The 25,804-nt window shown below is 45.4% G+C and carries 26 protein-coding genes; 24 read left to right on the forward strand and 2 right to left on the reverse strand.

What is annotated here, in order from left to right; genetic code table 11:
• Positions 1–18: 18 nt before the first annotated feature.
• Positions 19–609, forward strand: coding sequence for a ComE operon protein 2 (locus AC2EXB_RS07955; RefSeq protein ID WP_235199034.1), 591 nt, complete (start codon positions 19–21; stop codon positions 607–609).
• 83 nt (positions 610–692) lie between these two features.
• Positions 693–2,906, forward strand: coding sequence for a DNA internalization-related competence protein ComEC/Rec2 (locus tag AC2EXB_RS07960; RefSeq protein WP_483604329.1), 2,214 nt, complete (start codon positions 693–695; stop codon positions 2,904–2,906).
• 20 nt (positions 2,907–2,926) lie between these two features.
• On the opposite strand, the gene AC2EXB_RS07965 is transcribed toward AC2EXB_RS07960, so the two are convergent.
• Positions 2,927–3,061, reverse strand: coding sequence for a YqzM family protein (locus tag AC2EXB_RS07965; protein ID WP_036806444.1), 135 nt, complete (start codon positions 3,059–3,061; stop codon positions 2,927–2,929).
• Between the two features lie 156 nt (positions 3,062–3,217).
• Between AC2EXB_RS07965 and holA the strand changes: the two genes are divergently transcribed.
• Entirely contained in the window at positions 3,218–4,249 is a 1,032-nt protein-coding gene (gene holA / locus AC2EXB_RS07970; protein ID WP_483604330.1) for a DNA polymerase III subunit delta, read from the forward strand.
• 46 nt (positions 4,250–4,295) lie between these two features.
• Here holA and rpsT read toward each other — a convergent pair whose 3' ends face one another.
• A complete protein-coding gene (gene rpsT / locus AC2EXB_RS07975; protein ID WP_235199037.1) occupies positions 4,296–4,547 on the reverse strand; it encodes a 30S ribosomal protein S20 in 252 nt (83 codons plus the stop codon).
• A 220-nt stretch (positions 4,548–4,767) separates the two neighbouring features.
• Here rpsT and lepA point away from each other — a divergent pair, with 220 nt between their 5' ends.
• The 21 genes from lepA to recO all read left to right on the forward strand — a co-directional run bounded on the left by lepA (position 4,768) and on the right by recO (position 25,735).
• On the forward strand, positions 4,768–6,597 hold the full coding sequence (gene lepA, locus AC2EXB_RS07980) for a translation elongation factor 4 (protein WP_483604331.1): 1,830 nt from the start codon (positions 4,768–4,770) through the stop codon (positions 6,595–6,597).
• A gap of 56 nt (positions 6,598–6,653) precedes the next feature.
• Positions 6,654–7,793: a radical SAM family heme chaperone HemW gene (gene hemW / locus AC2EXB_RS07985; RefSeq protein WP_483604332.1), complete on the forward strand. Its 1,140-nt coding sequence runs from the start codon at positions 6,654–6,656 to the stop codon at positions 7,791–7,793.
• A gap of 167 nt (positions 7,794–7,960) precedes the next feature.
• Positions 7,961–8,992 carry a heat-inducible transcriptional repressor HrcA gene (gene hrcA / locus AC2EXB_RS07990; protein WP_483604333.1) on the forward strand — a complete coding sequence of 344 codons (1,032 nt, stop codon included), beginning with the start codon at positions 7,961–7,963 and terminating at the stop codon, positions 8,990–8,992.
• A gap of 19 nt (positions 8,993–9,011) precedes the next feature.
• Positions 9,012–9,614, forward strand: coding sequence for a nucleotide exchange factor GrpE (gene grpE / locus AC2EXB_RS07995; RefSeq protein WP_483604334.1), 603 nt, complete (start codon positions 9,012–9,014; stop codon positions 9,612–9,614).
• Between the two features lie 22 nt (positions 9,615–9,636).
• On the forward strand, positions 9,637–11,469 hold the full coding sequence (dnaK, locus tag AC2EXB_RS08000) for a molecular chaperone DnaK (RefSeq protein ID WP_251478767.1): 1,833 nt from the start codon (positions 9,637–9,639) through the stop codon (positions 11,467–11,469).
• A 118-nt stretch (positions 11,470–11,587) separates the two neighbouring features.
• Positions 11,588–12,706 carry a molecular chaperone DnaJ gene (gene dnaJ, locus AC2EXB_RS08005; protein WP_483604335.1) on the forward strand — a complete coding sequence of 373 codons (1,119 nt, stop codon included), beginning with the start codon at positions 11,588–11,590 and terminating at the stop codon, positions 12,704–12,706.
• Between the two features lie 15 nt (positions 12,707–12,721).
• Positions 12,722–13,663 (forward strand): 50S ribosomal protein L11 methyltransferase, encoded by a 942-nt coding sequence (gene prmA, locus AC2EXB_RS08010; RefSeq protein ID WP_483604336.1) that lies wholly within the window; start codon positions 12,722–12,724, stop codon positions 13,661–13,663.
• Between the two features lie 12 nt (positions 13,664–13,675).
• On the forward strand, positions 13,676–14,413 hold the full coding sequence (locus AC2EXB_RS08015; RefSeq protein WP_251478771.1) for a 16S rRNA (uracil(1498)-N(3))-methyltransferase: 738 nt from the start codon (positions 13,676–13,678) through the stop codon (positions 14,411–14,413).
• Positions 14,414–14,428: 15 nt separating this feature from the next.
• A complete protein-coding gene (gene mtaB, locus AC2EXB_RS08020; protein WP_483604337.1) occupies positions 14,429–15,763 on the forward strand; it encodes a tRNA (N(6)-L-threonylcarbamoyladenosine(37)-C(2))-methylthiotransferase MtaB in 1,335 nt (444 codons plus the stop codon).
• Positions 15,764–15,802: 39 nt separating this feature from the next.
• On the forward strand, positions 15,803–16,471 hold the full coding sequence (deoC, locus tag AC2EXB_RS08025; protein ID WP_251478775.1) for a deoxyribose-phosphate aldolase: 669 nt from the start codon (positions 15,803–15,805) through the stop codon (positions 16,469–16,471).
• A 94-nt stretch (positions 16,472–16,565) separates the two neighbouring features.
• Positions 16,566–16,739, forward strand: coding sequence for a 30S ribosomal protein S21 (rpsU, locus tag AC2EXB_RS08030; RefSeq protein ID WP_052651799.1), 174 nt, complete (start codon positions 16,566–16,568; stop codon positions 16,737–16,739).
• Positions 16,740–17,039: 300 nt separating this feature from the next.
• The gene (locus AC2EXB_RS08035; protein ID WP_483604338.1) at positions 17,040–17,807 is read left to right on the forward strand and encodes an NfeD family protein; all 768 of its coding nucleotides are present in this window, start codon (positions 17,040–17,042) and stop codon (positions 17,805–17,807) included.
• Between the two features lie 4 nt (positions 17,808–17,811).
• Positions 17,812–18,801: a flotillin-like protein FloA gene (gene floA, locus AC2EXB_RS08040; protein WP_235199046.1), complete on the forward strand. Its 990-nt coding sequence runs from the start codon at positions 17,812–17,814 to the stop codon at positions 18,799–18,801.
• A 26-nt stretch (positions 18,802–18,827) separates the two neighbouring features.
• Positions 18,828–19,313, forward strand: a complete 486-nt coding sequence (locus tag AC2EXB_RS08045; protein WP_235199047.1) for a hypothetical protein — start codon at positions 18,828–18,830, stop codon at positions 19,311–19,313.
• A gap of 146 nt (positions 19,314–19,459) precedes the next feature.
• Entirely contained in the window at positions 19,460–20,419 is a 960-nt protein-coding gene (locus tag AC2EXB_RS08050; RefSeq protein WP_235199048.1) for a PhoH family protein, read from the forward strand.
• A 214-nt stretch (positions 20,420–20,633) separates the two neighbouring features.
• Positions 20,634–22,760, forward strand: a complete 2,127-nt coding sequence (locus AC2EXB_RS08055) for an HD family phosphohydrolase (protein ID WP_483604339.1) — start codon at positions 20,634–20,636, stop codon at positions 22,758–22,760.
• Positions 22,761–22,774: 14 nt separating this feature from the next.
• The gene (gene ybeY, locus AC2EXB_RS08060; RefSeq protein ID WP_483604340.1) at positions 22,775–23,257 is read left to right on the forward strand and encodes an rRNA maturation RNase YbeY; all 483 of its coding nucleotides are present in this window, start codon (positions 22,775–22,777) and stop codon (positions 23,255–23,257) included.
• Positions 23,244–23,597: a diacylglycerol kinase family protein gene (locus AC2EXB_RS08065; protein ID WP_483604341.1), complete on the forward strand. Its 354-nt coding sequence runs from the start codon at positions 23,244–23,246 to the stop codon at positions 23,595–23,597. The genes ybeY and AC2EXB_RS08065 overlap by 14 nt, the downstream gene beginning before the upstream one ends.
• A 19-nt stretch (positions 23,598–23,616) precedes the next feature.
• Positions 23,617–24,027 carry a cytidine deaminase gene (locus AC2EXB_RS08070; protein ID WP_235199051.1) on the forward strand — a complete coding sequence of 137 codons (411 nt, stop codon included), beginning with the start codon at positions 23,617–23,619 and terminating at the stop codon, positions 24,025–24,027.
• On the forward strand, positions 24,011–24,928 hold the full coding sequence (gene era, locus AC2EXB_RS08075; RefSeq protein ID WP_483604342.1) for a GTPase Era: 918 nt from the start codon (positions 24,011–24,013) through the stop codon (positions 24,926–24,928). The genes AC2EXB_RS08070 and era overlap by 17 nt, the downstream gene beginning before the upstream one ends.
• A gap of 12 nt (positions 24,929–24,940) precedes the next feature.
• Positions 24,941–25,735 (forward strand): DNA repair protein RecO, encoded by a 795-nt coding sequence (gene recO / locus AC2EXB_RS08080; RefSeq protein WP_235199053.1) that lies wholly within the window; start codon positions 24,941–24,943, stop codon positions 25,733–25,735.
• Positions 25,736–25,804 lie beyond the last annotated feature (69 nt).

The following is a 25,804-nucleotide window of genomic DNA, read 5'->3' on the forward strand; positions in this document are numbered from 1 at the left end:
CCAGCAGGAGGCAATCAGATGAAGCGAATAACTTGGGATCAATTCTTCATGGCTCAAAGCCATTTACTAGCACTTAGAAGCACATGTACAAGGCTATCTGTCGGAGCGACAATTGTCCGGGACCGCCGGATTATGGCAGGCGGCTACAACGGCTCAATTTCAGGCGGCGACCATTGCATCGACAAAGGCTGCTACGTCGTGGATGGGCATTGCGTCCGGACCATACATGCCGAAATGAACGCATTGTTGCAATGCGCAAAATACGGCATCAATGTCGGCGGTGCGGATATGTATGTTAGCCATTTTCCGTGTCTTCAATGCACAAAATCGATCATTCAAGCCGGCATTTCGAGGCTGTATTATGCAGCGGATTACAGAAACCATGAATATGCGATTGAACTGCTTGAACAAGCGGGTGTCGAAGTGGTACAAGTGCCATTTGATGAACGCAAAATCGATTTCTTAAGTGTAGAGAAAACCGCTTTGTACATGGAATTGCTTGAAAAATTGCGGGAAAAAGGCGGCAGCGAAGAAGAATTGGCCCATTACAACGAACGGGTGAAACAATTATTCGGAGACGTGGAAGAAGTAGAGGGAGCCGAAGTGTAAGTTCGAATTTCTTCATTTATTTAGCGGCGGCAACAATGCTCGCGAGCTTTGCAGCGCATGAATCACCGAGGATGCTTGGTTTCATGGCGCTGCTTTTTTTCTGGATGGCTTGGAAACGGGAAACCCTTCTATTGATGGGGTTTATCGCTTTTTCTGCTTGTGCAATTTATATGGTACAGGAAATCAGGGAACAGGATAACGAAACCTTAGCTCCGATTTTTTCTGGAGAACTGTTATTCCTGCCAAATTATACAATCGACGGAGACGGATTGCGCGGATTTGCCCGGCTCGGCGGAGATAAGCTGGTCTATGCCAAATACCGGTTTGAATCGGCTGAAGAAAAAGCGCTTTATGAAAACAGGCTCTATAAATCGACGCTCCGTGTAACCGGGGCTTTTGAAGAAGCCAGTGAACCGTCGCACCGTTATTCATTCAATATGAAGAATTATTTGGAGCATAACGGCGCCAGCGGCTTATTTAAAATTGAAACCATTCAAGCGCTTTCTGAAAATCGGACATTTAAGAGCTGGATGGCAAGCCGGCGCGAATCGTTGAAAAAACATATTCGCGGAAGTTTCCCGGACAGTTTGTCGACGGAGGCAGAAGCGCTCTTGATCGGTGAACAGGACCGTATGAGCCTTGAAGATCGGCAAGTGTTCCAGACGCTCGGCATCACCCATTTGTTTGCGATTTCCGGGCTTCATGTTGCGATCATTGCCGGCATCATCTATTTCCTGCTGATTCGCTTGCATTTCCGCAAAGAAACCGTGATTTTGCTGATGCTAGCTATATTGCCGTTGTATGCTTTGCTTGCCGGAGGAGCACCTTCCATCTGGCGTTCTGTCAGTATGGTGTGCCTCGTCTTAGCGGGGAGTTTGTTGAAACTAAAATGGCCGATTGCACATGTTTTAGCCGTAAGTTTGATTTTCTTTGTTTTATGGAATCCGACACTGCTAAACAATATCGGATTCCAGCTTTCTTACGGCGCAACGTTTGCAATCATCTATTCCAGCCGATTTTTATCACAGTCTGCTTCAGCGTTCAAAAACGGCTTGATTATCACTTGTGTTTCCCAATTAAGTTTGTATCCTTTGCTGCTATACCATTTTTATGAAATTTCATTATCGTCTTTTTTGGTGAATAGCTTGTTTGTGCCGCTATATACATTGATTATCTTGCCGGTGAATCTAATTTTTCTGGCACTTACTTTTATTTGGCCGCCCGGTGCAGAAATCCTCTTCCGAATCTACGAGCCGGCTAGGGGCTTCGTCGCTGGGTTTATGGAATCACTCGCAGCGGTACCGCATCAAATGTGGAATCCAGGAAAGCCTGAGCCGTTCATCCTCGTTTTGCTGCTCGCAAGTGTTATCGTCTTTTACTTGCTCGCTGAGAGGCGATTCCGCTATCGGCAATTGTTTGTCTTGCTCGTTCCAGCCATTCTTTTTACGCTGTTGCCGTATACAGACAGCAGCTTGAAAGTCACCTTTTTGGATGTGGGGCAAGGAGACAGTGCAGTCATTGAACTGCCGCACCGGAAAGCAGTTTACGTCATTGATACAGGGGGCTTGCTGCGCTTTGAGCAGGAAGCTTTCCAGGAGCGCGAAAAGCCTTATGAAATTGGACGCCAAGTGGTTGTGCCTTATTTGAAAGGCAAGGGTATTTCAGCAGTCGATATTCTCGTCCTTTCGCATGCCGATGCCGATCATGCCCAAGGGGCGGAAGAACTGTTCAAGCTCTTGTCAATCGAGGCTCTCCATTTATCGCCAGGCTCCGCTGAAACGGATTTGATGCAGGCACTTGCGCCTTTTGCAAAAGAAGCGGCTGTTGCTTTCCCTTATGCCGGCTCTTCTTGGCGTTCTGGAGAGATAAACTTTTCATACTTGTCGCCTGCAGAGAATGTGTATGAAGGGAATAACGATTCGCTTGTGCTTTTGCTTGAAGCGGCCGGGGCGCGGATTTTGTTTACCGGTGATTTGGAGGCGGAAGGTGAGCGGGAAGTCGTAGAGAAATACGGGAGTTTGATTGCCAATCTGTCTTTGTTGAAAGTCGGCCATCATGGCAGCAAGTCGTCGAGCAGCGAAGCTTTTCTGGAAACGGTGAATCCGGCTTTATCCATTTTTTCGACAGGCAAGGACAATCGGTACGGGCATCCAGCAACAGAAGTGGTTAGCCGTTTTGAAGATCTTGGGTTGAAAACCTTGAATACGGCTGAGCATGGAACGCTTGAATTCACATTCAGCGATGGCGAAATGCGCTTGGATGCGATGCGCCCAATAAAAAAAGGTTCCAGCCCATGATGGCGGAACCTTTTTTCTATTTAGCGAGCTACAAATTGCACTACTGCCGCAATAATGAAGATAGCTGCAAAAAATACGAATGATACAACAAATCCCATTCCTGCGTCGATCGCGTCATTGCGCTTCGACTGTACGTTCTGTTCAAATTCATTCATTGCTATCCCTCCTAATTCCCTCTTATTATAAGCGATGGGTGTGGAAAAATCTAGATTGAAGAAGATTAATCTAAAGGAATTTAGCGGCAGACACAAAAATGTCAAAATACCAAAACGGCTGAATTTCCGATATAGTAGAAAGAGGAGGTGCGGTTTATGATCACTTCAGTATGGAAAGCGATACGCAGTGGACAAATCGATCCTGTATACATCGTTACAGGGACGGAAAGTTATTTCATCGAAAAAACGCTGGATTTATTGAAAACGAAATTGACGGACGGGGAACCGGAGTTCATCCATTTTGATCTGGACGAAGTGCCTGTCGATTATGTAATAGAAGAAGCGGATACGATCCCTTTTTTCAGTGACCGGAAATTGATCATCGCGAAGAATGCTTCGTTCCTTAAAGCGGCAGAACGCGGCAAAGAAAAAATCAACCATAATTTAAAAGCGTTGGAAGCGTGGCTTGAAAATCCTCCTTCCAGTTCCGTGACTGTATTTGTGGCGCCATATGAGAAATTGGATGAGCGCAAGAAAATCACGAAGCTGATGAAACAGCGGGCGATCATGGTGGAAGCGAAATCGCTGCAAGCGAATGATTTGGAGACATGGCTGACGCATGAAGCCAAAACATACGACAAGATTTTGGAGAAGCAATCGGCTCAGAAGCTTGTCGAAATGGCAGGGACCAATTTAACCCTGCTGTCTTCTGAACTGGAGAAGATGTCGCTTTATTTGGGGGCGGATGAAGAAGAGATTACGGGCGGCTTGATTGAGCAGATGACGGCACGGACCTTGGAACAGGATGCTTTTAAGATGCTCCAGTCCTATTTGGATGGAGATGTCAGTGGAGCGCTCAGCGTCTATTACGATTTGATCCGGCAGAAAGAAGAGCCTGTAGCGCTTACGGCTTTGCTTGCTTCGCAAATTCGTTTCATGGTGCATGTGTTTTATTTGCAGAAAAAGGGTTATCACGCCCAAGCCATTTCAAAGCAGTTAAAAGCGCATCCGTACCGCGTCAAATTGCTTGTTGAAAAGCGCCAGCAGATTTCCGAACAGCGTTTACTGGAAGTGCTGCACGATTTGGCGGAAATCGATCTGCAATTAAAAACGCAAAGCGGGAACCGGGAACGGATTTTGGAATTCTTTTTGATGAAACGCAAAGCAGTGCCGGCAGCGGCACGCTGAATAAAGTAAAAAGGCCGACTCCCCGTAGGGAATCGGCCTTTTGCTGTTACGCTTGTTTTTTCATCAAGCTAGATTTTTTACGAGCTGCTGTGTTTTTGTGGATAAGACCTTTAGAAGCTGCTTTTTCCACTTGTTTGATAGCTGCTTTTACAGAATCGCTTGCGTTTTCATCTTTGTTAAGCAAAGCTGTTTCAGCTTTTTTAACTGAAGAACGCATTGTCGATCTCACGTGTGAGTTCTGAGCATTTTTCGTTTCATTCGTGCGAACACGTTTGATTGCAGATTTAATGTTTGGCATGTATTTCACCTCCTAGACAAATAGGAACAGAGATGGAATCATCTCATGTATCTTTTATGTCTCTATACAACATGAGTTATTTTATCAAATCGCGGAAGGGATTGCAATAGATATGTGCAAAGAAGTTTACCTTGACACTGAAATCATTTCGACAGTCATACATTGCTGAATACAGGCTGTACTGCTATAATTCATAGTAGTTTATATAGGAGTGAAGAGAATGAATCATGAGGAAAGATTATCCCGGCAAAGCAAAATACGAAACTTTTCCATTATCGCGCACATAGATCACGGCAAGTCGACGCTTGCTGACCGTATCTTGGAGAAAACGGAAGCCTTGACTTCCCGAGAAATGAAAGCACAATCGCTTGATTCCATGGACCTCGAACGCGAGCGCGGCATTACGATCAAATTGAATGCTGTCCAGTTGAATTATAAAGCAAAAGATGGGGAAACCTACATCATGCACTTAATAGATACACCGGGACATGTCGATTTCACTTATGAGGTGTCGCGCAGTCTGGCAGCTTGTGAAGGAGCTGTTCTGGTTGTCGATGCTGCGCAAGGCATTGAAGCGCAAACTTTGGCGAATGTCTATTTGGCACTTGATAACGAACTTGAAATCTTGCCAGTCATCAACAAAATCGATTTGCCAGCTGCCGATCCTGAACGGGTCCGGGGAGAAATCGAAGATGTGATCGGACTGGATGCGTCAGAAGCGGTCTTGGCTTCAGCCAAGGCGAACATCGGCATCGAAGAGATCCTTGAACAGGTAGTTGAAAAAGTGCCGGCTCCGACCGGCGACCCGAGTGCGCCGTTAAAAGCGCTGATTTTCGATTCAATCTATGATCCGTATCGCGGCGTTGTCGCCTATATCCGGATTATGGAAGGGACAGTCAAGCCGGGAGACCGCATTAAAATGATGGCATCAGGCAAAGAGTTCGATGTCATCGAAGCAGGCGTTTTCACACCGCACGTTTCTTTGCAAAAGGAATTGACCGTAGGCGATGTCGGATTTTTGACCGCAGCCATCAAAAACGTTGGAGATTCAACGGTTGGAGATACAATCACGCTTGCAGACAATCCGGCAACAGAAGCACTTCCAGGCTATCGCCGCCTGAATCCGATGGTCTATTGCGGCTTGTATCCGATTGATACATCGAAATACAATGACCTTCGGGACGCTCTTGAAAAATTGGAATTGAATGATGCCGCTTTGCAATTCGAACCGGAATCTTCGCAAGCGCTTGGCTTTGGCTATCGGTGCGGTTTCCTGGGCTTATTGCATATGGAGATCATCCAGGAACGCATTGAGCGTGAATTCAATATTGATTTGATTACGACTGCGCCAAGTGTAATCTACGATGTCCACATGACGGACGGGGAAGTCTTGAAAGTTGATAACCCTGCCATGATGCCAGATGCACAGAAAATTCAAGTCGTAGAAGAGCCGTATGTAAAAGCGACCGTTATGGTGCCGAATGATTACGTCGGCGCAGTTATGGAAATTTGCCAGAAGAAACGCGGGAATTTCCTGACAATGGATTATATCGACGCAACTCGCGTCAGCATCATTTATGAATTGCCATTGGCTGAAATTGTCTATGATTTCTTTGACCAATTGAAATCGGGCACGAAAGGCTACGCTTCATTTGATTATGAATTGATCGGCTATAAAGAATCGAAACTGGTGAAAATGGATATCCTGTTGAACAGTGAACAAGTCGATGCCCTTAGCTTTATTGTCCATCGCGATTTCGCTTATGAACGCGGGAAAGTCATCGTCGACAAATTGAAGACTTTGATTCCACGCCAGCAGTTTGAAGTGCCGATCCAAGCTGCGATCGGCCAGAAAATCGTCGCTCGCCAAACAATCAGCGCAATGCGCAAAAACGTTTTGGCGAAATGTTACGGGGGAGACATCTCGCGTAAACGCAAACTTTTGGATAAGCAAAAAGAAGGTAAGAAGCGCATGAAACAAGTCGGTTCTGTCGAAGTGCCTCAAGAAGCTTTCATGGCCATCCTGAAAATGGACGACCAATCAAAATAAACAAAAAAAGGAGGCCGATTTTGTGCCTCCTTTTCCTATTAGAAAGAAGGAATACTATGGTCAAGGGATTGTATATCCATATCCCCTTTTGCCACCAGATCTGCCATTACTGTGATTTCAATAAAGTCTTTTTCAAAGATCAGCCTGTGGATGCGTATATCGATTCATTGGGGAAAGAGCTTGCGCTATGGAAGCAGGAAGGAGCACTCGACCAGCCGCTAGAAACCATTTTTCTTGGAGGCGGAACTCCAACATCGCTAGATCCGGACCAATTAAGAAAGTTATTGGCTTACATCCATGAATACGTGCCGATGGCAGAAAATCTGGAATGGACTTCAGAAGCGAATCCCGATGAACTGACGAAAGAGAAAATGGAAGTGCTGTTTGCGGGCGGGGTCAACCGGCTTAGCATGGGCGTCCAGACATTCGATGCCGATCTACTGAAGCGCCTTGGACGCACCCATAGCAATGATGACGTCCACCGTGCTGTAAAAGAAGCGCGCGAAGTGGGCTTTACGAACATCAGCTTCGATTTGATGTATGGTTTGCCAGGGCAAACGATGGCGCAATGGGAAGATACGCTAAAACAGGCTTTTGAATTCGACTTGCCGCATTTTTCTGCCTACTCATTGATCATCGAACCTAAAACGGTATTTTATAATCTGATGACCAAAGGCAAACTCAACACCGTGACCGAAGATTTGGAAGCGGATATGTATGAAAAGCTTATGAATGAAATGGAACAGCGTGGGTTGAAGCAATACGAAATTTCAAATTTCGGAAAGCCGGGATTCGAATCCCGGCATAATCTCATCTACTGGGACAACGAAGAATACATTGGCGCCGGTGCCGGTGCCCACGGCTACGTAAAAGGCATCCGCTATTCAAATGCCGGACCATTAAAGAAATACATGGGACCGCTTGATGAAGGGGAACGTCCACTGCTGAGCACGCATGAGGTGCCAGTCAATGAACAAATGGAAGAAGAAATGTTCCTAGGGCTTCGGAAGACGGCAGGTGTATCACTCGCGCATTTCCAAGAAAAATTCGGCCGTTCACTCGAAGAAGTCTACGGCGAAATTATCGGAGTGGAAATCGGCAAAGAGAATTTAGCCATTGAAGATGGCTGCATCAAATTAACGAAGCATGGCCGATTTGTCGGCAACGAAGTTTTTGAGAAATTCCTTCTCGCTTAATATTTGCGGAGAAGAAATAAATCGAAGCAGTCGGCAAAAATTAATTTTAAAATTTGTCTTTCTTTGACAAAAACAAAATCGCATTCGTTGACAAGGCTATTAGAATTTGATAATTTTAAAGTAGTCTTAGCACTCACACCTATAGAGTGCTAACAGAGGTGATGATCATGTTAACAGAACGGCAGTTGCTCATTTTAAAAGTAACAGTAGATGATTACATTCAATCAGCTCAGCCGGTCGGATCGAACCAACTCTCAAAAAAATCCGAAATCCCATTTAGTCCGGCAACGATCCGTAATGAGATGGCTGATTTGGAAGGGTTGGGCTTCTTAGAGAAGACCCACACTTCTTCCGGCAGGGTGCCTTCAGAAAAAGGATATCGTTACTACGTCGACCATATGTTGACGCCACGGCCATTGCCGAAAGAGGATATCGTACAGCTTCGTTCCATTTTCGACGATAAGATTGCAGAAACCGAAGAAGTGATCAAACGGTCTGCGATGATTCTGTCGGAATTGACGAACTATACGGCCATTCTGCTTGGTCCCGATGTGCGGAAGCATACGGTTAAAAAGCTATCGATTGTCCCATTGACGATGGATACTGCAGTGGCCATTATTGTAACGGATAACGGCCACGTAGAAAACCGGGTCTTTACAATTCCGCAAGGGCTAGATCCTTCGGATATTGAAAAGATGGTCAATATCTTAAACGAACGGCTAGTCGGCGTTTCATTGAACGACTTGCACCGCCGTTTGGAACAGGAAACTTTGACGATTTTCAAACAGCATGTTAACCGCTACGGAGAACTTTTTTCTACCTTTAGAAAAGCGGTTATCCTTCCGCACGAAGACAATGTCTATTATGGCGGAAAGCTGAACATCCTGAATCAGCCGGATTTCCACGATTTGCATAAAATCAGGAATCTCATGGATGTGATGGAAGAGTCCAAACATATTCCAATGATTCTTCCTGTAGGCAACCAAGGGCTCCACATACGGATCGGTTCGGAAAATGCGCTTTCAGCAATGGAAGATTGCTCAGTGATCACCGTTTCATACGATATCGGGGAAGAACAGACGGGATCAATTGCTATCGTCGGTCCAAAACGCATGGATTATAAACGCGTTGTCACGTTACTCGACACACTTAGCGGTGATTTATCGAAAGAACTGACCCGAATGATCAGGGGCAAGTGAACAAAAGGAGGAACAGGATTTGTCTAATGAAAAAGAACCTCAAAAATCAACAGAAGAAGTAGAACAGGAAGTCCAAACTGAAGCGGCAGGGGACGCTGTGGAACAGCAAGAAGAGCTAGTTCTAGATGAAGCTGCCGGACCTGCTGAAGAATCCGATGATGCACAGGTTGAAGTGGATGAAGCTGCCGCATTGAAAGAGGAATTGGAAGCCGAGCAGAACAAATACCTGCGTTTGTTGGCTGATTATGACAATTTCAAGCGCCGCTCCCAAAAAGACCGGCAAGATGCGGAGAAATTCCGTTCTCAGTCTTTGCTGGTGGACTTGCTTCCGGTATTGGACAATTTTGACCGCGCTTTATCTGTTGAAACAAAAAGCGAAGAATCTGCGTCTTTATTAAAAGGTGTGGAAATGGTCCAGAAATCATTGCTTGAAGCGGTAAAACGCGAAGGCTTAGAAGAAATCAAGGCACTTGGTGAGCCATTCGATCCGAATTTCCACCAAGCAGTGATGCAAGAAAAAGACGAAACAGCCGAACCGGGCATCGTATTAATGGAACTTCAAAAAGGCTATACGTTAAAAGGCAGAGTCTTACGCCCGGCAATGGTTAAAGTAAACGAATAAAACAGATAATGGAGGAATTTCAATGAGCAAAATTATCGGTATTGACTTAGGAACTACAAACTCAGCTGTCGCAGTATTAGAAGGCGGCGAACCAAAAATCATTCCAAACCCAGAGGGCAACCGTACAACTCCTTCTGTCGTAGCGTTTAAAAACGGCGAGCGCCAAGTCGGTGAAGTGGCAAAACGCCAATCCATCACTAACCCGAATACGATCCAATCTGTAAAACGTTTGATGGGTACGCAGCAAAAAGTAAGTGCTGAAGGCAAAGAGTATACACCGCAAGAAGTTTCTGCCATGATTCTACAATATCTTAAAGGGTATGCAGAAGAATACTTAGGCGAAAAAGTAACAAGAGCCGTAATTACAGTTCCAGCTTACTTTAATGACGCAGAACGCCAAGCAACAAAAGATGCTGGCCGTATTGCTGGACTTGAAGTGGAGCGTATCATCAACGAACCGACTGCAGCAGCGCTTGCATACGGACTTGATAAAATGGAAACAGACGAAACTGTACTTGTCTACGATTTAGGCGGCGGTACGTTTGACGTTTCCATCTTGGAACTTGGCGATGGCGTTTTCGAAGTTAAATCAACAGCGGGCGACAACCGTCTTGGTGGAGATGACTTCGATAAAGTGATCATCGACTATTTGGTACAGGAATTCAAAAAAGAGAACGGCATTGACTTGTCTCAGGACAAAATGGCGACTCAGCGTTTGAAAGATGCAGCCGAAAAAGCGAAAAAAGACCTTTCTGGCGTTTCTTCTACTCAAATTTCATTGCCATTTATCACTGCAGGAGAAGCTGGACCGCTTCACTTGGAAGTAACAATGAGCCGTGCAAAATTCGACGAATTGACTTCTTCATTAGTGGAACGCACTATGGGGCCAACTCGCCAAGCGTTAAAAGATGCAGGCATCTCTGCTTCTGAACTTGACCGCGTAATCTTAGTAGGTGGGTCTACACGCATTCCTGCCGTTCAAGAAGCAGTGAAGAAAGAAACAGGCAAAGATCCGCATAAAGGCGTTAACCCGGATGAAGTTGTAGCAATGGGTGCAGCTGTACAAGGCGGCGTATTGACAGGCGACGTTAAAGACGTAGTCTTGCTTGACGTAACTCCACTATCTCTAGGGATTGAAACAATGGGCGGCGTGTTCACGAAATTGATCGACCGCAATACAACTATCCCAACATCAAAATCGCAAACATTCTCAACGGCTGCTGACAATCAGCCAGCTGTAGATATCCATGTATTGCAAGGTGAGCGTCCGATGGCTGCTGCCAACAAAACGCTTGGCCGTTTCCAATTAGCGGATATTCCGCCGGCACCACGCGGAATTCCACAAATCGAAGTAACATTTGATATCGATAAAAACGGTATCGTAAGCGTTAAAGCGAAAGATCTTGGAACACAAAAAGAGCAGACGATCACGATCCAGTCAAATACTTCATTAAGTGATGATGAAATCGAACGCATGATCAAAGAAGCAGAAGAAAATGCAGAAGCGGATGCGAAAGTGAAAGAAGAAGTTGAACTTCGCAACGAAGCAGATCAAGCAGTTTTCCAAACAGACAAAACAATCGCTGACCTTGGCGAAGTTGTCACTGAAGATGAAAAGAAACAAGCTGAAGAAGCGCGCGATGAGTTGAAAGCGGCTCTAGAAAGCGACAATATCGACACAATCCGCGAGAAAAAAGATAAATTGAACGAAATCCTTCAAGGTCTGGCGATGAAAGCTTATGAGCAAGCAGCAGCAGCTCAACAAGCAGCCGGCGGCGAAGAAGGTGCAGCTCCAGGAAACGACGATATCATGGACGCTGAGTACGAAGAAGTAAACGACGACAAAGACAAGTAAGATAAGCGGGGCCTGGAAAAGTCAAAGCAAAGCAACATGCTTTGGCTTTTTCAATGTCTTTGCAACCACAATTTAAACCGTGTACAATTACAGGTGATTGCAATAGGGAGAGTGACATATGAATAAACGAGATTATTACGAAGTGCTCGGCGTTTCAAAAGACGCTTCGAAAGAAGAAATCAAAAAAGCCTACCGGAAATTATCGAAACAATTCCACCCGGATATCAATAAAGAAGCGGATGCTTCTGAAAAGTTCCAAGAAGTAAAAGAAGCTTATGAAGTTTTAAGTGATGAGCAAAAACGTGCTCAATATGATCAATATGGCCACCAAGACCCTAATCAAGGATTTGGTGGATTTGGCAGCGGTGCTGAAGGATTCGGATTTGATGATATCTTCAGTACGTTCTTCGGGGGCGGTTCAAGACGCCGGGATCCGAATGCGCCGCGCAAAGGCGACGATCTGCAATATTCGATGACGATTGATTTCATGGACGCCGTTTTCGGCAAAGAAGAAGAAATCGAATTGCCGAAAGACGAAACTTGCTCAACGTGTCATGGATCAGGTGCAAAGCCTGGGACAAAACCGAAAACTTGCCCTTATTGTGAAGGGTCTGGCCAAGTGAATGTAACGCAGGACACACCGTTTGGCCGTATGGTCAATCGCCGTGCTTGCCAACATTGCCAAGGCACTGGACAAATCATTCCAGAAAAATGTACAACATGCCACGGTGAAGGAAAAGTCCGCAAAGTCAAGAAAATCAAAGTTACCATCCCTGCAGGCGTCGATGATGGCCAGCAATTGCGTGTTACGGGACAAGGCGGCCCAGGTGTAAACGGTGGGCCAACTGGAGATTTGTATGTAGTCTTCCGCGTCAGACCGCATAAAACGTTCGAGCGCGACGGCGATGATATTTACATGGATTTGGCCATTTCCATTGCACAAGCAGCACTTGGCGACGAGATTGAAGTGCCGACTGTATCGGGCAAAGTGAAATTGAAAATCCCGGCAGGTACGCAGAGCGGAGCGCGTTTCCGTTTGAAAGGCAAAGGCGTCAAGAACGTTCATGGCTACGGCACGGGCGACCAGCACATTATCATCCAAGTTAAAACGCCAACGAAATTGAACGAAAAACAAAAGCAGCTGCTCCGTGAGTTTGCAGAAATCAGCGGAGATATTCCGGAAGAACATAGCAGTTCGCTGTTTGATAAAATCAAGCGCACCATCAAAGGTGAGTAAAGGAGCAGGTTTTAGATGAAATGGTCAGAACTGTCAATTCACACGACAAACGAAGCGATTGAAGCTGTTTCGAATATTATGCATGAGGCAGGCGCTAGTGGAGTTGTCATTGAAGACTCCGATGATTTGACGAAAGAACGAGCAGATGAATTTGGGGAAATTTGGTCGCTGGACCCAGAAGATTTTCCAACCGAAGGCGTCATTTTAAAAGCGTATTTGCCAGTGAATAGTTTCCTCGGCGAAACCGTAGAAGCGATTAAATTGGCGATTAATAATTTGGTGACTTTCGACATCAACCTTGGCGCCAATCTGGTAACAATTAGCGAAGTGAACGAAGAAGAGTGGGCGACCGCGTGGAAAAAGTATTACCATCCGGTAAAAATTTCAAAACGTTTTACCATTGTGCCGACATGGGAAACGTATGAACCTGTTTCAAGCGATGAATTGATTATCGAACTCGATCCCGGGATGGCTTTTGGAACGGGCACCCATCCAACGACCGTCATGAGTCTACAGGCGCTGGAAAAAACGGTGAAGCCTGGGAATCGCGTGATCGATGTGGGAACTGGGTCGGGTGTCTTGGCAATCGGAGCCGCTTTATTGGATGCGAAAGAAGTCCATGCGCTCGATTTGGATGATGTTGCTGTGACGGCAGCCCGCATTAATGTCAAATTAAACAAAGTCCAGAATAAAATCAATGTAGTGCATGGAAATCTCCTGGATACGATAGATGAACCAGGGGATGTCGTGGTCGCCAATATTTTGGCGGAAATTATCATGTCGTTTACAGACGATGCTTTCCAAGCAGTGAAGCCGGGAGGTATTTATATCACTTCAGGCATCATTTCTGCAAAGAAAAATGATGTGCGAGATGCACTTGAGGCTTCTGGATTTGTCGTGGAAGATGTCATGATGATGGAAGACTGGGTCACGATCATTTCTAAAAAACCGGAATAACGGGGTGTAACGATGCAGAGATATTTCATTGAAGGCAAAGTTCCCGACAACCAAAAAGTGGCGATAACTGGCGATGATGCGAAGCACATCGCCAAAGTTATGCGGCAAGGCGCGGGGGACGAAGTCATCGTCGTGATGGAAGGGAAATCTTTTTTAGCAATTATTGAAAGCGCTGAATTTGATATTGAGCTCCGGTTGGCAGATGAGCTGCAGGCGGATGTGGAAATGCCGAAAAATGTAACGATTGCTTGCGGATTGCCAAAAGGCGATAAATTGGAACTCATTGTCCAAAAAGCTACTGAACTCGGCATGCATGCCATGATTCCGTTCGAAGCTGAACGGTCGATCGTAAAATGGGATGCTGGAAAAGGCGAAAAGAAACGGGTCCGCCTTCAAAAAATCGCCAAAGAAGCAGCAGAGCAATCCCATCGGGTGAAAATACCCGAGATACATAAAATCCATACGTTCAAACAATTGCTCGAAACGGCGAAATCGTATGATGCCATCATTGTCGCCTACGAAGAAGAAGCCCGTGCCGATGGCGGAAAGCGGTTTGCCGAAATTTTAAAATCAATGTATGATAAAGATTCAATAATCCTTATCTTCGGTCCGGAAGGTGGAATTTCAGTTTCTGAAGTCGAACGGCTGAAGGAAGCCGGGGCGTTGTTTACTGCTTTAGGTCCGCGTATTTTACGTACGGAAACAGCTCCGCTTTATGCGTTATCTGCAATGTCTTATGAATTCGAATGAGAGAGGTGGACACTTATGCCAACGGTTGCATTTCATACCCTAGGTTGTAAAGTGAATCATTATGAAACCGAAGCGATTTGGCAATTGTTTAAAGAACAAGGCTATAACCGTGTGGAGTTCGAACATCATTCCGATGTCTACGTCATTAATACATGCACTGTTACGAATACAGGAGATAAAAAGAGCCGCCAAGTAATACGCAAAGCCGTGCGGAAAAATCCGGACGCAGTCATATGTGTAACCGGATGCTATGCACAGACTTCGCCTGCTGAAATTATGGCGATTCCCGGCGTTGATATTGTTGTTGGCACTCAAGACCGCACTAAATTGCTTGGGTATATTGACCAGTACCGCAATGAGCGAAAGCCGATCAACGCGGTTGGGAATATCATGAAAAATCGGGTGTATGAAGAGTTGGACGTACCTGCTTTCACTGACCGCACACGTGCTTCATTGAAGATTCAAGAAGGCTGCAACAACTTCTGTACTTTCTGCATCATTCCATGGGCCCGTGGATTGATGCGTTCCAGAGACCCAAAAGAAGTAGTAAGGCAGGCGCAGCAATTAATAAATGCGGGTTATCAGGAAATCGTCTTGACTGGAATCCATACTGGCGGCTACGGAGAAGATTTAAAGAATTACAATTTAGCCCAGCTTTTGCGTGATTTGGAACAGCAAGTCGTTGGTTTGAAGCGGCTGCGAATTTCTTCAATTGAAGCAAGCCAGTTGACGGATGAAGTCATTGAAGTACTCCGGAATTCGGAGATTGTGGTCCGCCATCTTCATATCCCAATCCAATCGGGATCGGATACGGTATTGAAACGCATGCGCCGGAAGTATACAATGGAATTTTTTGCAGACCGGCTTGTGCAATTGCGCAAAGCTTTACCGGATCTTGCGATTACTTCAGATGTCATTGTCGGATTTCCTGGAGAGACCGAAGAGGAATTCATGGAGACCTATCGATTCATCCAAGAGTATAAGTTTTCTGAACTCCACGTTTTCCCATACTCGCAGCGAACAGGAACACCCGCTGCCCGGATGGAAGACCAAATTGATGAAGAAGTTAAAAACGAACGGGTTCACCGCCTGATTGCGTTAAACGATCAATTGGCTAAGGAATATGCTTCGAATTTCGAAGGGGAATTGTTGGAAATCATTCCTGAAGAACGCTTCAAGCAAAACGAGGAAACCGGATTGCTTGAAGGATACACGGACAATTACTTGAAAGTGGTCATCCCTGGGGATGACTCGCTGATCGGGAAAATTGTCAAAGTGAAAATCGTAAAAGCCGGCTATCCATATAACGAAGGGCAGTTTGTCCGAGTGATGGAAGAACAGCTGGCTTAGCGCCAAACCGAATCAAAAAGAGAATGGAGTAATTTTAACATGACTAACATCGCTTCTTATATCGACCACACTTTATTAAAGCCTGAGGCTACAAAAGAACAGATCGTTCAACTTTGCAAAGAGGCTGCAGAATATCAATTCGCTTCTGTTTGTGTTAACCCTGCTTGGGTAGCTACTGCTGCAAAAGAACTTGCTGACAGCACGGCAAAAGTCTGTACCGTTATCGGGTTCCCATTAGGTGCATCAACTTCTGAAACAAAGGCTTTTGAAACCACTGATGCAATTTCAAAAGGTGCTGACGAAATTGATATGGTCATCAACATCGGCGCTTTGAAAAGCGGAGATATGGAACTTGTGAAAAATGATATTGCTGCTGTAGTGGAAGCTGCAAAAGGCAAAGCAATCGTTAAAGTCATTATCGAAACTTGCCTATTGTCTGATGAAGAAAAAGCGGTAGCGTCGCGTCTTTCAAAAGAAGCGGGGGCGGATTTTGTTAAAACTTCAACTGGTTTCTCGACAGGCGGAGCGACTGTGGCTGATGTAAAAATCATGCGCGAAACAGTAGGTCCAGATCTGGGCGTTAAAGCTTCGGGCGGCGTGAGAAGCCTAGAAGATCTAAACGCAATGGTAGAAGCTGGAGCAACTCGCATTGGCGCTAGTTCAGGCGTACAAATCATGCAGGGATTAATTTCAAATTCCGATTATTAAGTATTGACCTAGGTAGATATATACGTTATAATTTTTGATATATAACACGTATTGTTATATGTTTCAACGTGTGTTCGGAGGGAGGGAAAAAGAGATGTCAAAAACTGTAGTTCGTAAAAACGAATCGATTGAAGATGCTCTTCGCCGCTTCAAACGCACTGTTTCTAAATCTGGAACAATGCAAGAGGTAAGAAAGCGCGAGTATTATGATAAGCCAAGTGTTAAACGTAAATTGAAATCAGAAGCTGCGCGTAAACGTAAATTTTAATTGACCTTACTTTATAAAAGACATTAAAAAATATGAACGATCAGCCATGGCCGGGTACACGTATCATCGTGTACCCGGTTTTTCTATGCCTAATAATAAATGAGTTTCCCGATATGTTTTTAACAGTGCCAGAGGTATGCCGATCGAAGTTAACCGTCCGCTTCCGCTTTTCTATATTTGTAAGCGCATTCCTTCGTGTTTCAAAATTATTCATTTATAATGTAATTAGCTACAAAAAATGAAACCTTTTCTCTTTTGGTCCGTATAAAAGGTAGCAGTAAAACGAAAGGAGAGATTCGTTTGCATCCGTTTAGGATTTTTTCTGCACTTATGATTCTATTTGCGTTGTCAGTATTTCTCATGCCTGGTGCATTGGCGGCAGAATCTGCTGAAGCGAGCGGAACATTCGGCAGCCAATTGATAGAATTCATCACTCATCCGATTGTGGTGCCGGTTCTGTTGTCTATTGCAGCGCTTGGCATTCTTCTGGAAATGTTTACTCCGGGTATGGGCGTACCGGGATTGATCGGGTTTACCGCGTTGGCCGTTTACTTTTACGGCCACTGGGCAGCTGATCTGGCCGGCTGGGATACTTTGTTTCTGTTGATTCTTGGCGTCACTCTCCTTTTAGTTGAACTGATAATACCAATCGGGCTGATTGGTTTTCTCGGGTTGTTAGCTATTCTTGGCAGTGTGTTATTGGCAGGTGGAGACCTTAAAACCACTGCCATCGCCATTTTGATCGCATTGATTGTAGCAACTGCAGGGATGGTGATTATTGTGAAATTTTTTGGCAAGAGGCTTCATTTGTTCAAACGAGTGGTCTTGACGGATTCAACCAATACGGAAAGCGGATATGTATCGAATGTAAACCGCTATGAATTGGTTGGCCAAACTGCCAAGACGGCCACAGCACTCCGTCCATCAGGTACGATTAAGTTGATGGATGAACGGATAGACGCCGTTTCTGACGGGCGGTTTATCGATGCTGGAAAAGAAGTGAAAATCATCAAAGTCGAAGGTTCACGGATCGTAGTTCGAGAAGTGGAAAAAGAGGAGGAGGAATAAAAGCATGGAATTAGGTCTTATAGGTTTAGCCGCAGCAATAATCGGTGTCATCATCGTTCTGGCAATATTCTTCACGTTTGTTCCGATTACATTATGGATATCTGCGCTGGCAGCAGGTGTTAAAGTCAGCATCTTCACATTAATCGGGATGAGATTGCGCCGCGTTATTCCGTCGCGCATCGTTAACCCGTTGATCAAAGCGTCAAAAGCGGGATTGACTGTATCCATCAACCAATTGGAAAGCCATTACTTAGCAGGCGGTAACGTTGACCGCGTCGTAAATGCATTGATTGCAGCACACCGTGCGAACATCGAACTTCCATTTGAACGTGCAGCAGCCATTGACTTGGCAGGCCGTGACGTTTTAGAAGCGGTTCAAATGTCCGTTAACCCGAAAGTTATTGAAACACCATTTATTGCAGGTGTGGCAATGGACGGGATCGAAGTAAAAGCAAAAGCGCGTATTACAGTTCGTGCAAACATCGATCGCTTAGTCGGTGGTGCAGGTGAAGAAACGATCGTTGCCCGTGTAGGTGAAGGGATTGTCTCGACACTCGGTTCAAGCACAAGCCATAAAAAGGTATTGGAAAATCCTGATTTGATTTCGCAGACTGTTTTAGCGAAAGGTTTGGATTCTGGTACGGCATTTGAAATCTTATCCATTGATATCGCGGACGTTGATATCGGCAAGAACATTGGTGCCGAACTTCAAACGGAACAAGCGGAAGCGGATAAGAAGATTGCACAGGCCAAAGCGGAAGAACGCCGCGCAATGGCTGTTGCCAGCGAACAGGAAATGAAAGCGAAAGTTGTCGAAATGAGATCGAAAGTTGTGGAAGCGGAAGCGGAAGTGCCGCTTGCGATGTCCGAAGCGCTTCGTTCTGGCAATATCGGTGTCATGGACTACGTAAATTATAAGAACGTCCAAGCGGATACTGGCATGCGTGATTCGATTGCCAAGACCGGCATGGAAAAATCCGACGATAAACAATAACCGTCGATAGCAAGGGAGGTTATTGAATGGAAGGTTTTATCTTCGCTCTTGTGGTGATGGCGCTCGGAGCGATATTCGGCAATAAAAAAGGCGGCGAAGACAAGGATCCGGCAAGTCCGCCGGTTCCGAAGAGCCCTCAGACCCGTCAAACTCGGCAAACCCAAACGCGTGAAACCGGACAGAAAGCATTTAAGCGAGTTGAAGATTATGCCAGGGAAATCTATGGCGATTTGCAGACTCAAATGAAAGAACAGCCGGAAAAAGCGAAACAGGTGCAGCAGAGAGTCGAAAAAGCAATAGACCGGACGCCTCTTCGTGAAACTCGCCAAGAAATACAGCGTGAAATTCAAGAACGGCAGCCTACCGGCAGGCTTTCTGCACATCAAAATGCTCGTCCAGCCGTTGTTGCGAAAGCAAAACAGGAAGAAGACATCTTCCCGCTGGATGCCGACGATATCCGAAAAGGCATCATTTTAGCGGAAGTGTTAATGCCGCCTAAATCGAAAAGATGATTTTTAACCGATCAGATTCTTCTGGTCGGTTTTATTATACTTATAATATTATTATGTAAACAAAAATGATTAAAATGTTTTACAATTCCAAATGAATAATGATACAGTGAAATTGTACTAAATATTCGATTCCAAGGAGCGTCTACATGACAGAAAACCAACTATTAGAACTGCATGTGAAAGATCCAAATGAAGCGGTGCAGCTGCTCGGGATTTCTGATAGTCACATGACTTTAATCGAAGAAGCATTTCAAATTCAAATCATCACACGTGGAGACGTTATCAAATTATCAGGCTCTGAAGAAGGCAAACAGACAGGGAAATTACTAATCGAACAATTATTGAAAGTCATCCGCAAAAATATCAATATTGACCAACGGGATATTGTCTCAGCAATTGAGATGGCCCGCGCCGGAACGATTGAATATTTTGCGGAACTATATGATGAAGAAGTTGCGCGGAATGCCGGCGGGAAAGCGATACGAGCAAAAACAATCGGACAACGGCATTACATTCAAGCCGTACGGAGCAATGATCTGGTTTTCGGCATCGGACCTGCCGGAACCGGTAAAACTTACCTGGCCGTGGTTATGGCGGTCCAGGCATTAAAAAATGGCCATGTCAAAAAAATCATTCTCACCCGTCCAGCCGTTGAAGCAGGAGAAAGCCTCGGATTTCTGCCGGGCGATTTAAAGGAAAAAGTGGATCCTTATTTGCGTCCTTTATACGACGCGCTTCATGATGTTCTCGGACTCGAACAGACGAACCGTTTTATCGAGCGAGGGACCATAGAAATCGCGCCTCTCGCCTATATGAGAGGGCGGACGCTTGACGAGGCATTTGTCATACTCGATGAAGCTCAGAATACGACTAAAGCCCAAATGAAGATGTTCCTGACCCGCCTCGGATTTGGTTCGAAAATGATTATTACAGGCGACAAAACCCAGATTGATTTGCCGAGAGGGGCAGAATCTGGATTAATAGCGGCAGAAACCACTTTATCTAAAGTGCGGGGACTGCATTTCCAGTACTTAGAACGCGGAGATGTCGTGCGCCATCCGCTTGTTGCGAAAATCATTGCAGCTTATGAAGACCAGCCTTCCTGATTATTAGCCAATAAGTTTTCATTTACAGCCGATGAGGAAAAGCCTTACTTTTCCTCATCGGTTTTTCGTTGTTTTAAAGATTCGTTTACGAATTATAAATGAAGAAAGGGAATTGACAGTAATAATACATAGCGAATTTCAAAAAATTACAAATAGACAATGAAATACTTTCTTTAAATTGATATGATGAGAGTACAAGAAGAGAGGTGTTTCAATGCGCAATTGGGCGAAACAAGTCTACGACAGGATGGGCTACCGGATGATTGCGGCCACGTTGATTTTTCTGATCGGCGCAGTTATTTATGCTTTCCTCTATACGTCTGTAAACGGCGATACATATAAAGTTGAGCTTTTCCAGCTCTCTGAAGAAACCATACGATCTGCTAAAACGGTTGAAGATCCAGTGAAAACAGAGTTGGAACGCCAACGGGCAGCGGCTGAACTGGGGCCGAGCTATCAATTTTCAGCTGAAAATGCTGACAATCAGGCTGCATTGATCAAATCGATTTTCGGGTATATAACCGATGTAAAAGAAATTCCTGAAAATGAAGAGACGCTCAAGCCGCAAGCTGTCAACAAAATGATTGAAGACGTAAGAAAAAACATCCAATTATTGGATACTACTGAAAGCAATCTCCGCTTAACGGATGAAATGCTTCGTGCGCTGCTCTTAGTGCCGGATGAAAATCTAGCAAAAATGGAACAGGAATTGACGGAACTGGTGAAATCCAGATTAAGCGAACCGCTAAGAGAGGAAGACGTCGCTGGAGTTCAAAACGAAATCGAACAGGAAATCCGGGGAAGTACACGAATTCCTGCTTCCGCTTTACAGGCGGCCGTCGTAATTGGGCGTTTTGCTATTGAACCGAACGAAGTCATTGACGAGGAATTAACGGAAGCCCAAGCAGAATCAGCACGGGCAAGTGTCGAACCAACCCGCATTTTGCAAGGCCAGGTATTGGTTCAGGAAGGGCAAATAATCGACCGTGAAGTTTATCGACAACTGGAACTTGCAGGAATGACGCAAGAAAGGGAAGATTTCAAGCCTTTGGCAGGTTTATTGTTGTTTGTCGTTATCACAATGGGAATTCTTGTCATCTTAACGATTCGTTCGAAATCTTCAAAGCAGCAGAAGCTTATCAAATTCTCTGTTATTCTAGCGGTTGTTCTTATTTCGTTGACTTTAATGCAGCTATTGAGCCTGGTCAGCGGTAACTTTGACGTAGCCATCGCCTTTCTTTTCCCAACTGCTTTAGCAGGAATGCTCGTTCGCATGCTGTTGAATGAACGCATTGCTGTCTATGTTACCTTGTTGATCGGCGCGGTCGGCGGCATGATGCTGCAAGGGGAGAATGCCTCTACGCTGCAGATGGATATTGCATTGTATATCATTTTTGGAGGGCTTGCCGGCGTTTATTTGATTGCGCAGCAAGACCGCCGATCTCATTTGCTGCAGACGAGCTTAGCTGTAGCTGTAGTGAATGCTTTCTTTATTGGCTTCTACTTATTGGTAGGCCAAAGCCAGTATGACTGGACAGAAATCGGCTTCTATTTTGCAGCTGCAGTCATCTCGGGATTGTTATCAGGGGCTTTGACGATTGGGTTATTGCCGTTTTTCGAGTCGATTTTCGGCTTATTGTCGACTATGCGCTTGATTGAACTGTCGAATCCGAACCATCCATTGCTGAAGAAGATTTTAACAGAAACACCAGGGACGTACCATCACAGCGTCATGGTGGCAAATCTCGCGGATGCATCTTGTGAAGCGATTGGTGCTAATGGGCTTTTAGCGAGAGTGGGCTGCTATTACCACGATATCGGCAAAACGAAGCGTCCGCAGTATTTTATCGAAAACCAGGTGAGCATTAAAAACCCGCATGATTCCTTGCCGCCTGAAAAGAGCCGCGACATCATTTTGGCGCATGGCACGCAAGGAGCGGATCTTTTGAGAAAGCATAAAATGCCGAAAGAAATCATCGATGTCGCTGAACAGCATCACGGCACTAGCTTATTGAAGTTTTTCTATTATAAAGCGAAAGAAGAAAATCCGGAGATCCGTGAAGAGGACTACCGGTATGTCGGGCCAAAACCACAGACAAAAGAAATTGCAATCATCAGCGTGGCAGACAGCATCGAAGCAGCAGTCCGTTCGATGAAAGAGCCAACATCAGAAAAAATAAAAAAATTGGTTGATGCAATAGTTGAGGATAAACTTAAAGATGGGCAATTTGATGAATGTGATTTGACGATGAAAGAGTTGAAGACCGTTAAACACGTAATGTGTGAAACATTGAATGGGATTTTCCATTCGCGGATCGAGTATCCGCAAGATCCAAAATGAGAGGAGGAAAAAATATGTTAGCCATTGATTTAATTGATGAAACAGCGACTTTAAAAGAACAGGAGCTGCAATTTGTAGAGAAAATCCTGAAACATGCAGCAGAAGAGGAACGAGTGGGGGATTCGGAAGTATCGGTGACTTTTGTGACGAACGATATGATCCAAGCGATCAATAAGGAATACCGCGGCAAAGACACGCCAACCGATGTGATCTCTTTTGCGATGGAAGAATTGGGCGAAGGGGAACTTGAAATCGTCGGTTCACCTGAAACGAGGGTTCTAGGGGATATCATCATTTCACTGGACCGGACAAAAGAACAGGCTGCCGATTACGGGCATTCATTTGAACGTGAATTGGGCTTTCTTGCCGTCCATGGATTCTTGCATCTTCTAGGATATGACCACATGAACGAAACGGATGAAAAGGAAATGTTCGGAAAACAGGAAGCGATTTTATCTTCGCTTGGCATTACCCGTGACGCGCATGAAGCTGAGTAGGTTTTTCCGATCTTTCAGTTTTGCGGCACAAGGGATTGTTGCGGCTGTCCGAAAAGAACAGAATATCCGCTTTCATTTGATGGCGGCGGTTGTCGTAGGCATTTCCGGATGGCTGACCGGCCTTTCGAAAACGGAATGGCTCATCGTGATCTTGCTGATTGGCGGCATGCTCGCATTAGAGCTCGTCAATACGGCAATGGAACGTGTCGTGGATCTTGCTTCTCCTGGGGTCCATCCACTCGCTAAACAAGCGAAGGATATGGCAGCAGGCGCCGTTTTGGTATTTGCAGCAGCTAGTGCTATAATTGGATTACTAATATTCTTGCCCAAATGGCTATAACTCACAGAGGTGACTCGCAATGGAGAAAGAACAATTGATGACAGAATCAAAAACTGCACGCGAACGGGCATATGTGCCGTATTCAAAGTTCAAGGTAGGGGCAGCGCTTCTTACAGCTGACGGCAAGGTTTACCATGGCTGCAATATTGAAAATGCCGGCTATTCCATGACAAATTGTGCAGAGCGTACAGCGATGTTCAAAGCGGTATCCGAAGGCGAAAGAAACTTTACAGCTCTCGCTGTTGTGGCAGATACAAAAGGCCCGGTGTCGCCGTGCGGTGCATGCCGACAGGTGATTGCAGAATTCTGCTCGCCAAACATGCCGGTTTATTTAACAAATTTAAATGGAGATGTCCAGGAAACGACAGTCAGCGAACTGTTGCCCGGAGCATTTTCAACGGAGGATTTAGAGTATGCAGCAGGGAAATAATGGATTCAAATCAGGCTTTATCTCAATCATCGGACGACCGAATGTTGGGAAATCGACGTTTTTAAACCGCGTTGTCGGCCAAAAGATTGCGATCATGAGCGACAAACCACAAACGACGCGCAATAAAGTGCAAGGCGTCGTTACGAATACTGACAGCCAAATGATTTTCATCGATACACCAGGGATCAACGAACCGCGCCATAAGCTGGGGGATTTCATGCTGAAAGTGGCAAAAAACACGTTCCGTGAAGTGGACGTGCTGCTATTCGTTGCCAGTGCAGATGAGCGGATCGGCAAACAGGATCGCTTCGTCCTTGAAATGATCAAAGGCCTTGATGTGCCGGTCTTTTTAGTGTTGAATAAAATCGATCAAGTACACCCGGATGATTTGCCGAAGCTGATCGAATCGTTTAAAAAGGAATTCGATTTTAAAGAAGCGATTCCGATTTCGGCGCTGCAGGGCAATAATGTTGAAAACCTGCTTTCGAAAATCAGCGAATACCTTCCGGAAGGCCCGCAGTACTACCCGGCGGACCAAGTAACAGACCATCCGGAACGGTTTATCATTTCGGAACTGATCCGGGAGAAGGCCTTGCATTTGACGCGTGAAGAAATTCCGCATTCGATTGCTGTGGTCATCGAGAAAATTGCACCGGACAGTGAAAATGAAAACATGATCCGCGTCCAGGCAACGATCATGGTCGAGCGCGATTCCCAAAAAGGGATTGTCATCGGCAAAAAAGGCGTGCTTTTAAAGGAAATCGGTTCACGCGCTCGCAAGGATATCGAAAATCTCCTTGGCTCAAAAGTCTATCTGGAACTTTGGGTGAAAGTGCAAAAAGATTGGCGCAATAAAGCTATGCATTTGCGCGACTTCGGTTTTAGAGACGACGAATATTAAGGAGTCGGTTCCATGCTGAATCAATTAGAGGGAATTGTGATCCGGACGCAGGCTTATGGGGAAAACAATAAAATCGTTACGCTTTTCACCCGTGAAGCCGGCAAAATCACTTGCATGGCGAGAGGTGCTAAAAAGCCTTCGAGCCGATTAGCTGCGGTGACCCAGCAATTTACCCATGGTAGCTATTCCGTCTTCAAAGGGCGCGGGATGGGCACACTCCAAAGCGGGGATCCGCTCGAGTCGCTTCGCCATATCCGGGAAGATATCATGAAAACGGCCTACGCCAGTTATATTACAGAATTGATCGACCGGCTGACGGAACAAGATGAACCGCAGCCGTCGATCTACGATATGCTTTACCAGGCCTTACATGCAATTGAAGAAGGGTATGATCCGGAAGCGATTTCGCTGTTTGTTGAATGGAAGATGCTGCCGCTAGCTGGACTAACGCCGACTTTGCATGAATGTGCGAATTGTGGGGCGACTGAAGGCGAGTTCGCGTTTTCGTTTCAGGAACTCGGCTTCCTGTGCCATCGCTGTTTTGAAGTCGACCGTTACATTATCCGGCTAAGCCCGGCACTCGTGAAATTGATCCGCACTTTTTATTTCGTGCCAATCGAACGCGTCGGGTCCTTGAAACTGAAAAAAGAATCGAAATCGCTTTTAAAAGGGATTGTCCGCACCATCTACGAAGAACAGGCGGGAATTCGCCTGAAATCACGTAAATTCTTGGAACAGTTGGAACGGACACCTGAATTTTTACCCCGAAAAGAAGAGCAAGACCCGCAGCAGGATGAAATCACCTGAGCGGGTCTTTTTTAATGATTTTTCATTTACCTTCCTTCCAGCTTGAAATTCTTCCTTTGCACGGCCATT

The organism is Planococcus alkaliphilus (assembly GCF_057031095.1).

Excerpts from the sequence above, each read along its gene's own strand:
- AC2EXB_RS07955 (WP_235199034.1), top strand. The coding sequence starts at position 19 with ATGAAGCGAATAACTTGGGATCAATTCTTCATGGCTCAAAGCCATTTA.
- AC2EXB_RS07960 (WP_483604329.1), top strand. The coding sequence starts at position 693 with ATGGCGCTGCTTTTTTTCTGGATGGCTTGGAAACGGGAAACCCTTCTA.
- AC2EXB_RS07965 (WP_036806444.1), bottom strand. The coding sequence starts at position 3,061 with ATGAATGAATTTGAACAGAACGTACAGTCGAAGCGCAATGACGCGATC.
- holA (WP_483604330.1), top strand. The coding sequence starts at position 3,218 with ATGATCACTTCAGTATGGAAAGCGATACGCAGTGGACAAATCGATCCT.
- rpsT (WP_235199037.1), bottom strand. The coding sequence starts at position 4,547 with ATGCCAAACATTAAATCTGCAATCAAACGTGTTCGCACGAATGAAACG.
- lepA (WP_483604331.1), top strand. The coding sequence starts at position 4,768 with ATGAATCATGAGGAAAGATTATCCCGGCAAAGCAAAATACGAAACTTT.
- hemW (WP_483604332.1), top strand. The coding sequence starts at position 6,654 with ATGGTCAAGGGATTGTATATCCATATCCCCTTTTGCCACCAGATCTGC.
- hrcA (WP_483604333.1), top strand. The coding sequence starts at position 7,961 with ATGTTAACAGAACGGCAGTTGCTCATTTTAAAAGTAACAGTAGATGAT.
- dnaK (WP_251478767.1), top strand. The coding sequence starts at position 9,637 with ATGAGCAAAATTATCGGTATTGACTTAGGAACTACAAACTCAGCTGTC.
- dnaJ (WP_483604335.1), top strand. The coding sequence starts at position 11,588 with ATGAATAAACGAGATTATTACGAAGTGCTCGGCGTTTCAAAAGACGCT.
- prmA (WP_483604336.1), top strand. The coding sequence starts at position 12,722 with ATGAAATGGTCAGAACTGTCAATTCACACGACAAACGAAGCGATTGAA.
- AC2EXB_RS08015 (WP_251478771.1), top strand. The coding sequence starts at position 13,676 with ATGCAGAGATATTTCATTGAAGGCAAAGTTCCCGACAACCAAAAAGTG.
- mtaB (WP_483604337.1), top strand. The coding sequence starts at position 14,429 with ATGCCAACGGTTGCATTTCATACCCTAGGTTGTAAAGTGAATCATTAT.
- deoC (WP_251478775.1), top strand. The coding sequence starts at position 15,803 with ATGACTAACATCGCTTCTTATATCGACCACACTTTATTAAAGCCTGAG.
- rpsU (WP_052651799.1), top strand. The coding sequence starts at position 16,566 with ATGTCAAAAACTGTAGTTCGTAAAAACGAATCGATTGAAGATGCTCTT.
- floA (WP_235199046.1), top strand. The coding sequence starts at position 17,812 with ATGGAATTAGGTCTTATAGGTTTAGCCGCAGCAATAATCGGTGTCATC.
- AC2EXB_RS08045 (WP_235199047.1), top strand. The coding sequence starts at position 18,828 with ATGGAAGGTTTTATCTTCGCTCTTGTGGTGATGGCGCTCGGAGCGATA.
- AC2EXB_RS08050 (WP_235199048.1), top strand. The coding sequence starts at position 19,460 with ATGACAGAAAACCAACTATTAGAACTGCATGTGAAAGATCCAAATGAA.
- AC2EXB_RS08055 (WP_483604339.1), top strand. The coding sequence starts at position 20,634 with ATGCGCAATTGGGCGAAACAAGTCTACGACAGGATGGGCTACCGGATG.
- ybeY (WP_483604340.1), top strand. The coding sequence starts at position 22,775 with ATGTTAGCCATTGATTTAATTGATGAAACAGCGACTTTAAAAGAACAG.
- AC2EXB_RS08065 (WP_483604341.1), top strand. The coding sequence starts at position 23,244 with ATGAAGCTGAGTAGGTTTTTCCGATCTTTCAGTTTTGCGGCACAAGGG.
- AC2EXB_RS08070 (WP_235199051.1), top strand. The coding sequence starts at position 23,617 with ATGGAGAAAGAACAATTGATGACAGAATCAAAAACTGCACGCGAACGG.
- era (WP_483604342.1), top strand. The coding sequence starts at position 24,011 with ATGCAGCAGGGAAATAATGGATTCAAATCAGGCTTTATCTCAATCATC.
- recO (WP_235199053.1), top strand. The coding sequence starts at position 24,941 with ATGCTGAATCAATTAGAGGGAATTGTGATCCGGACGCAGGCTTATGGG.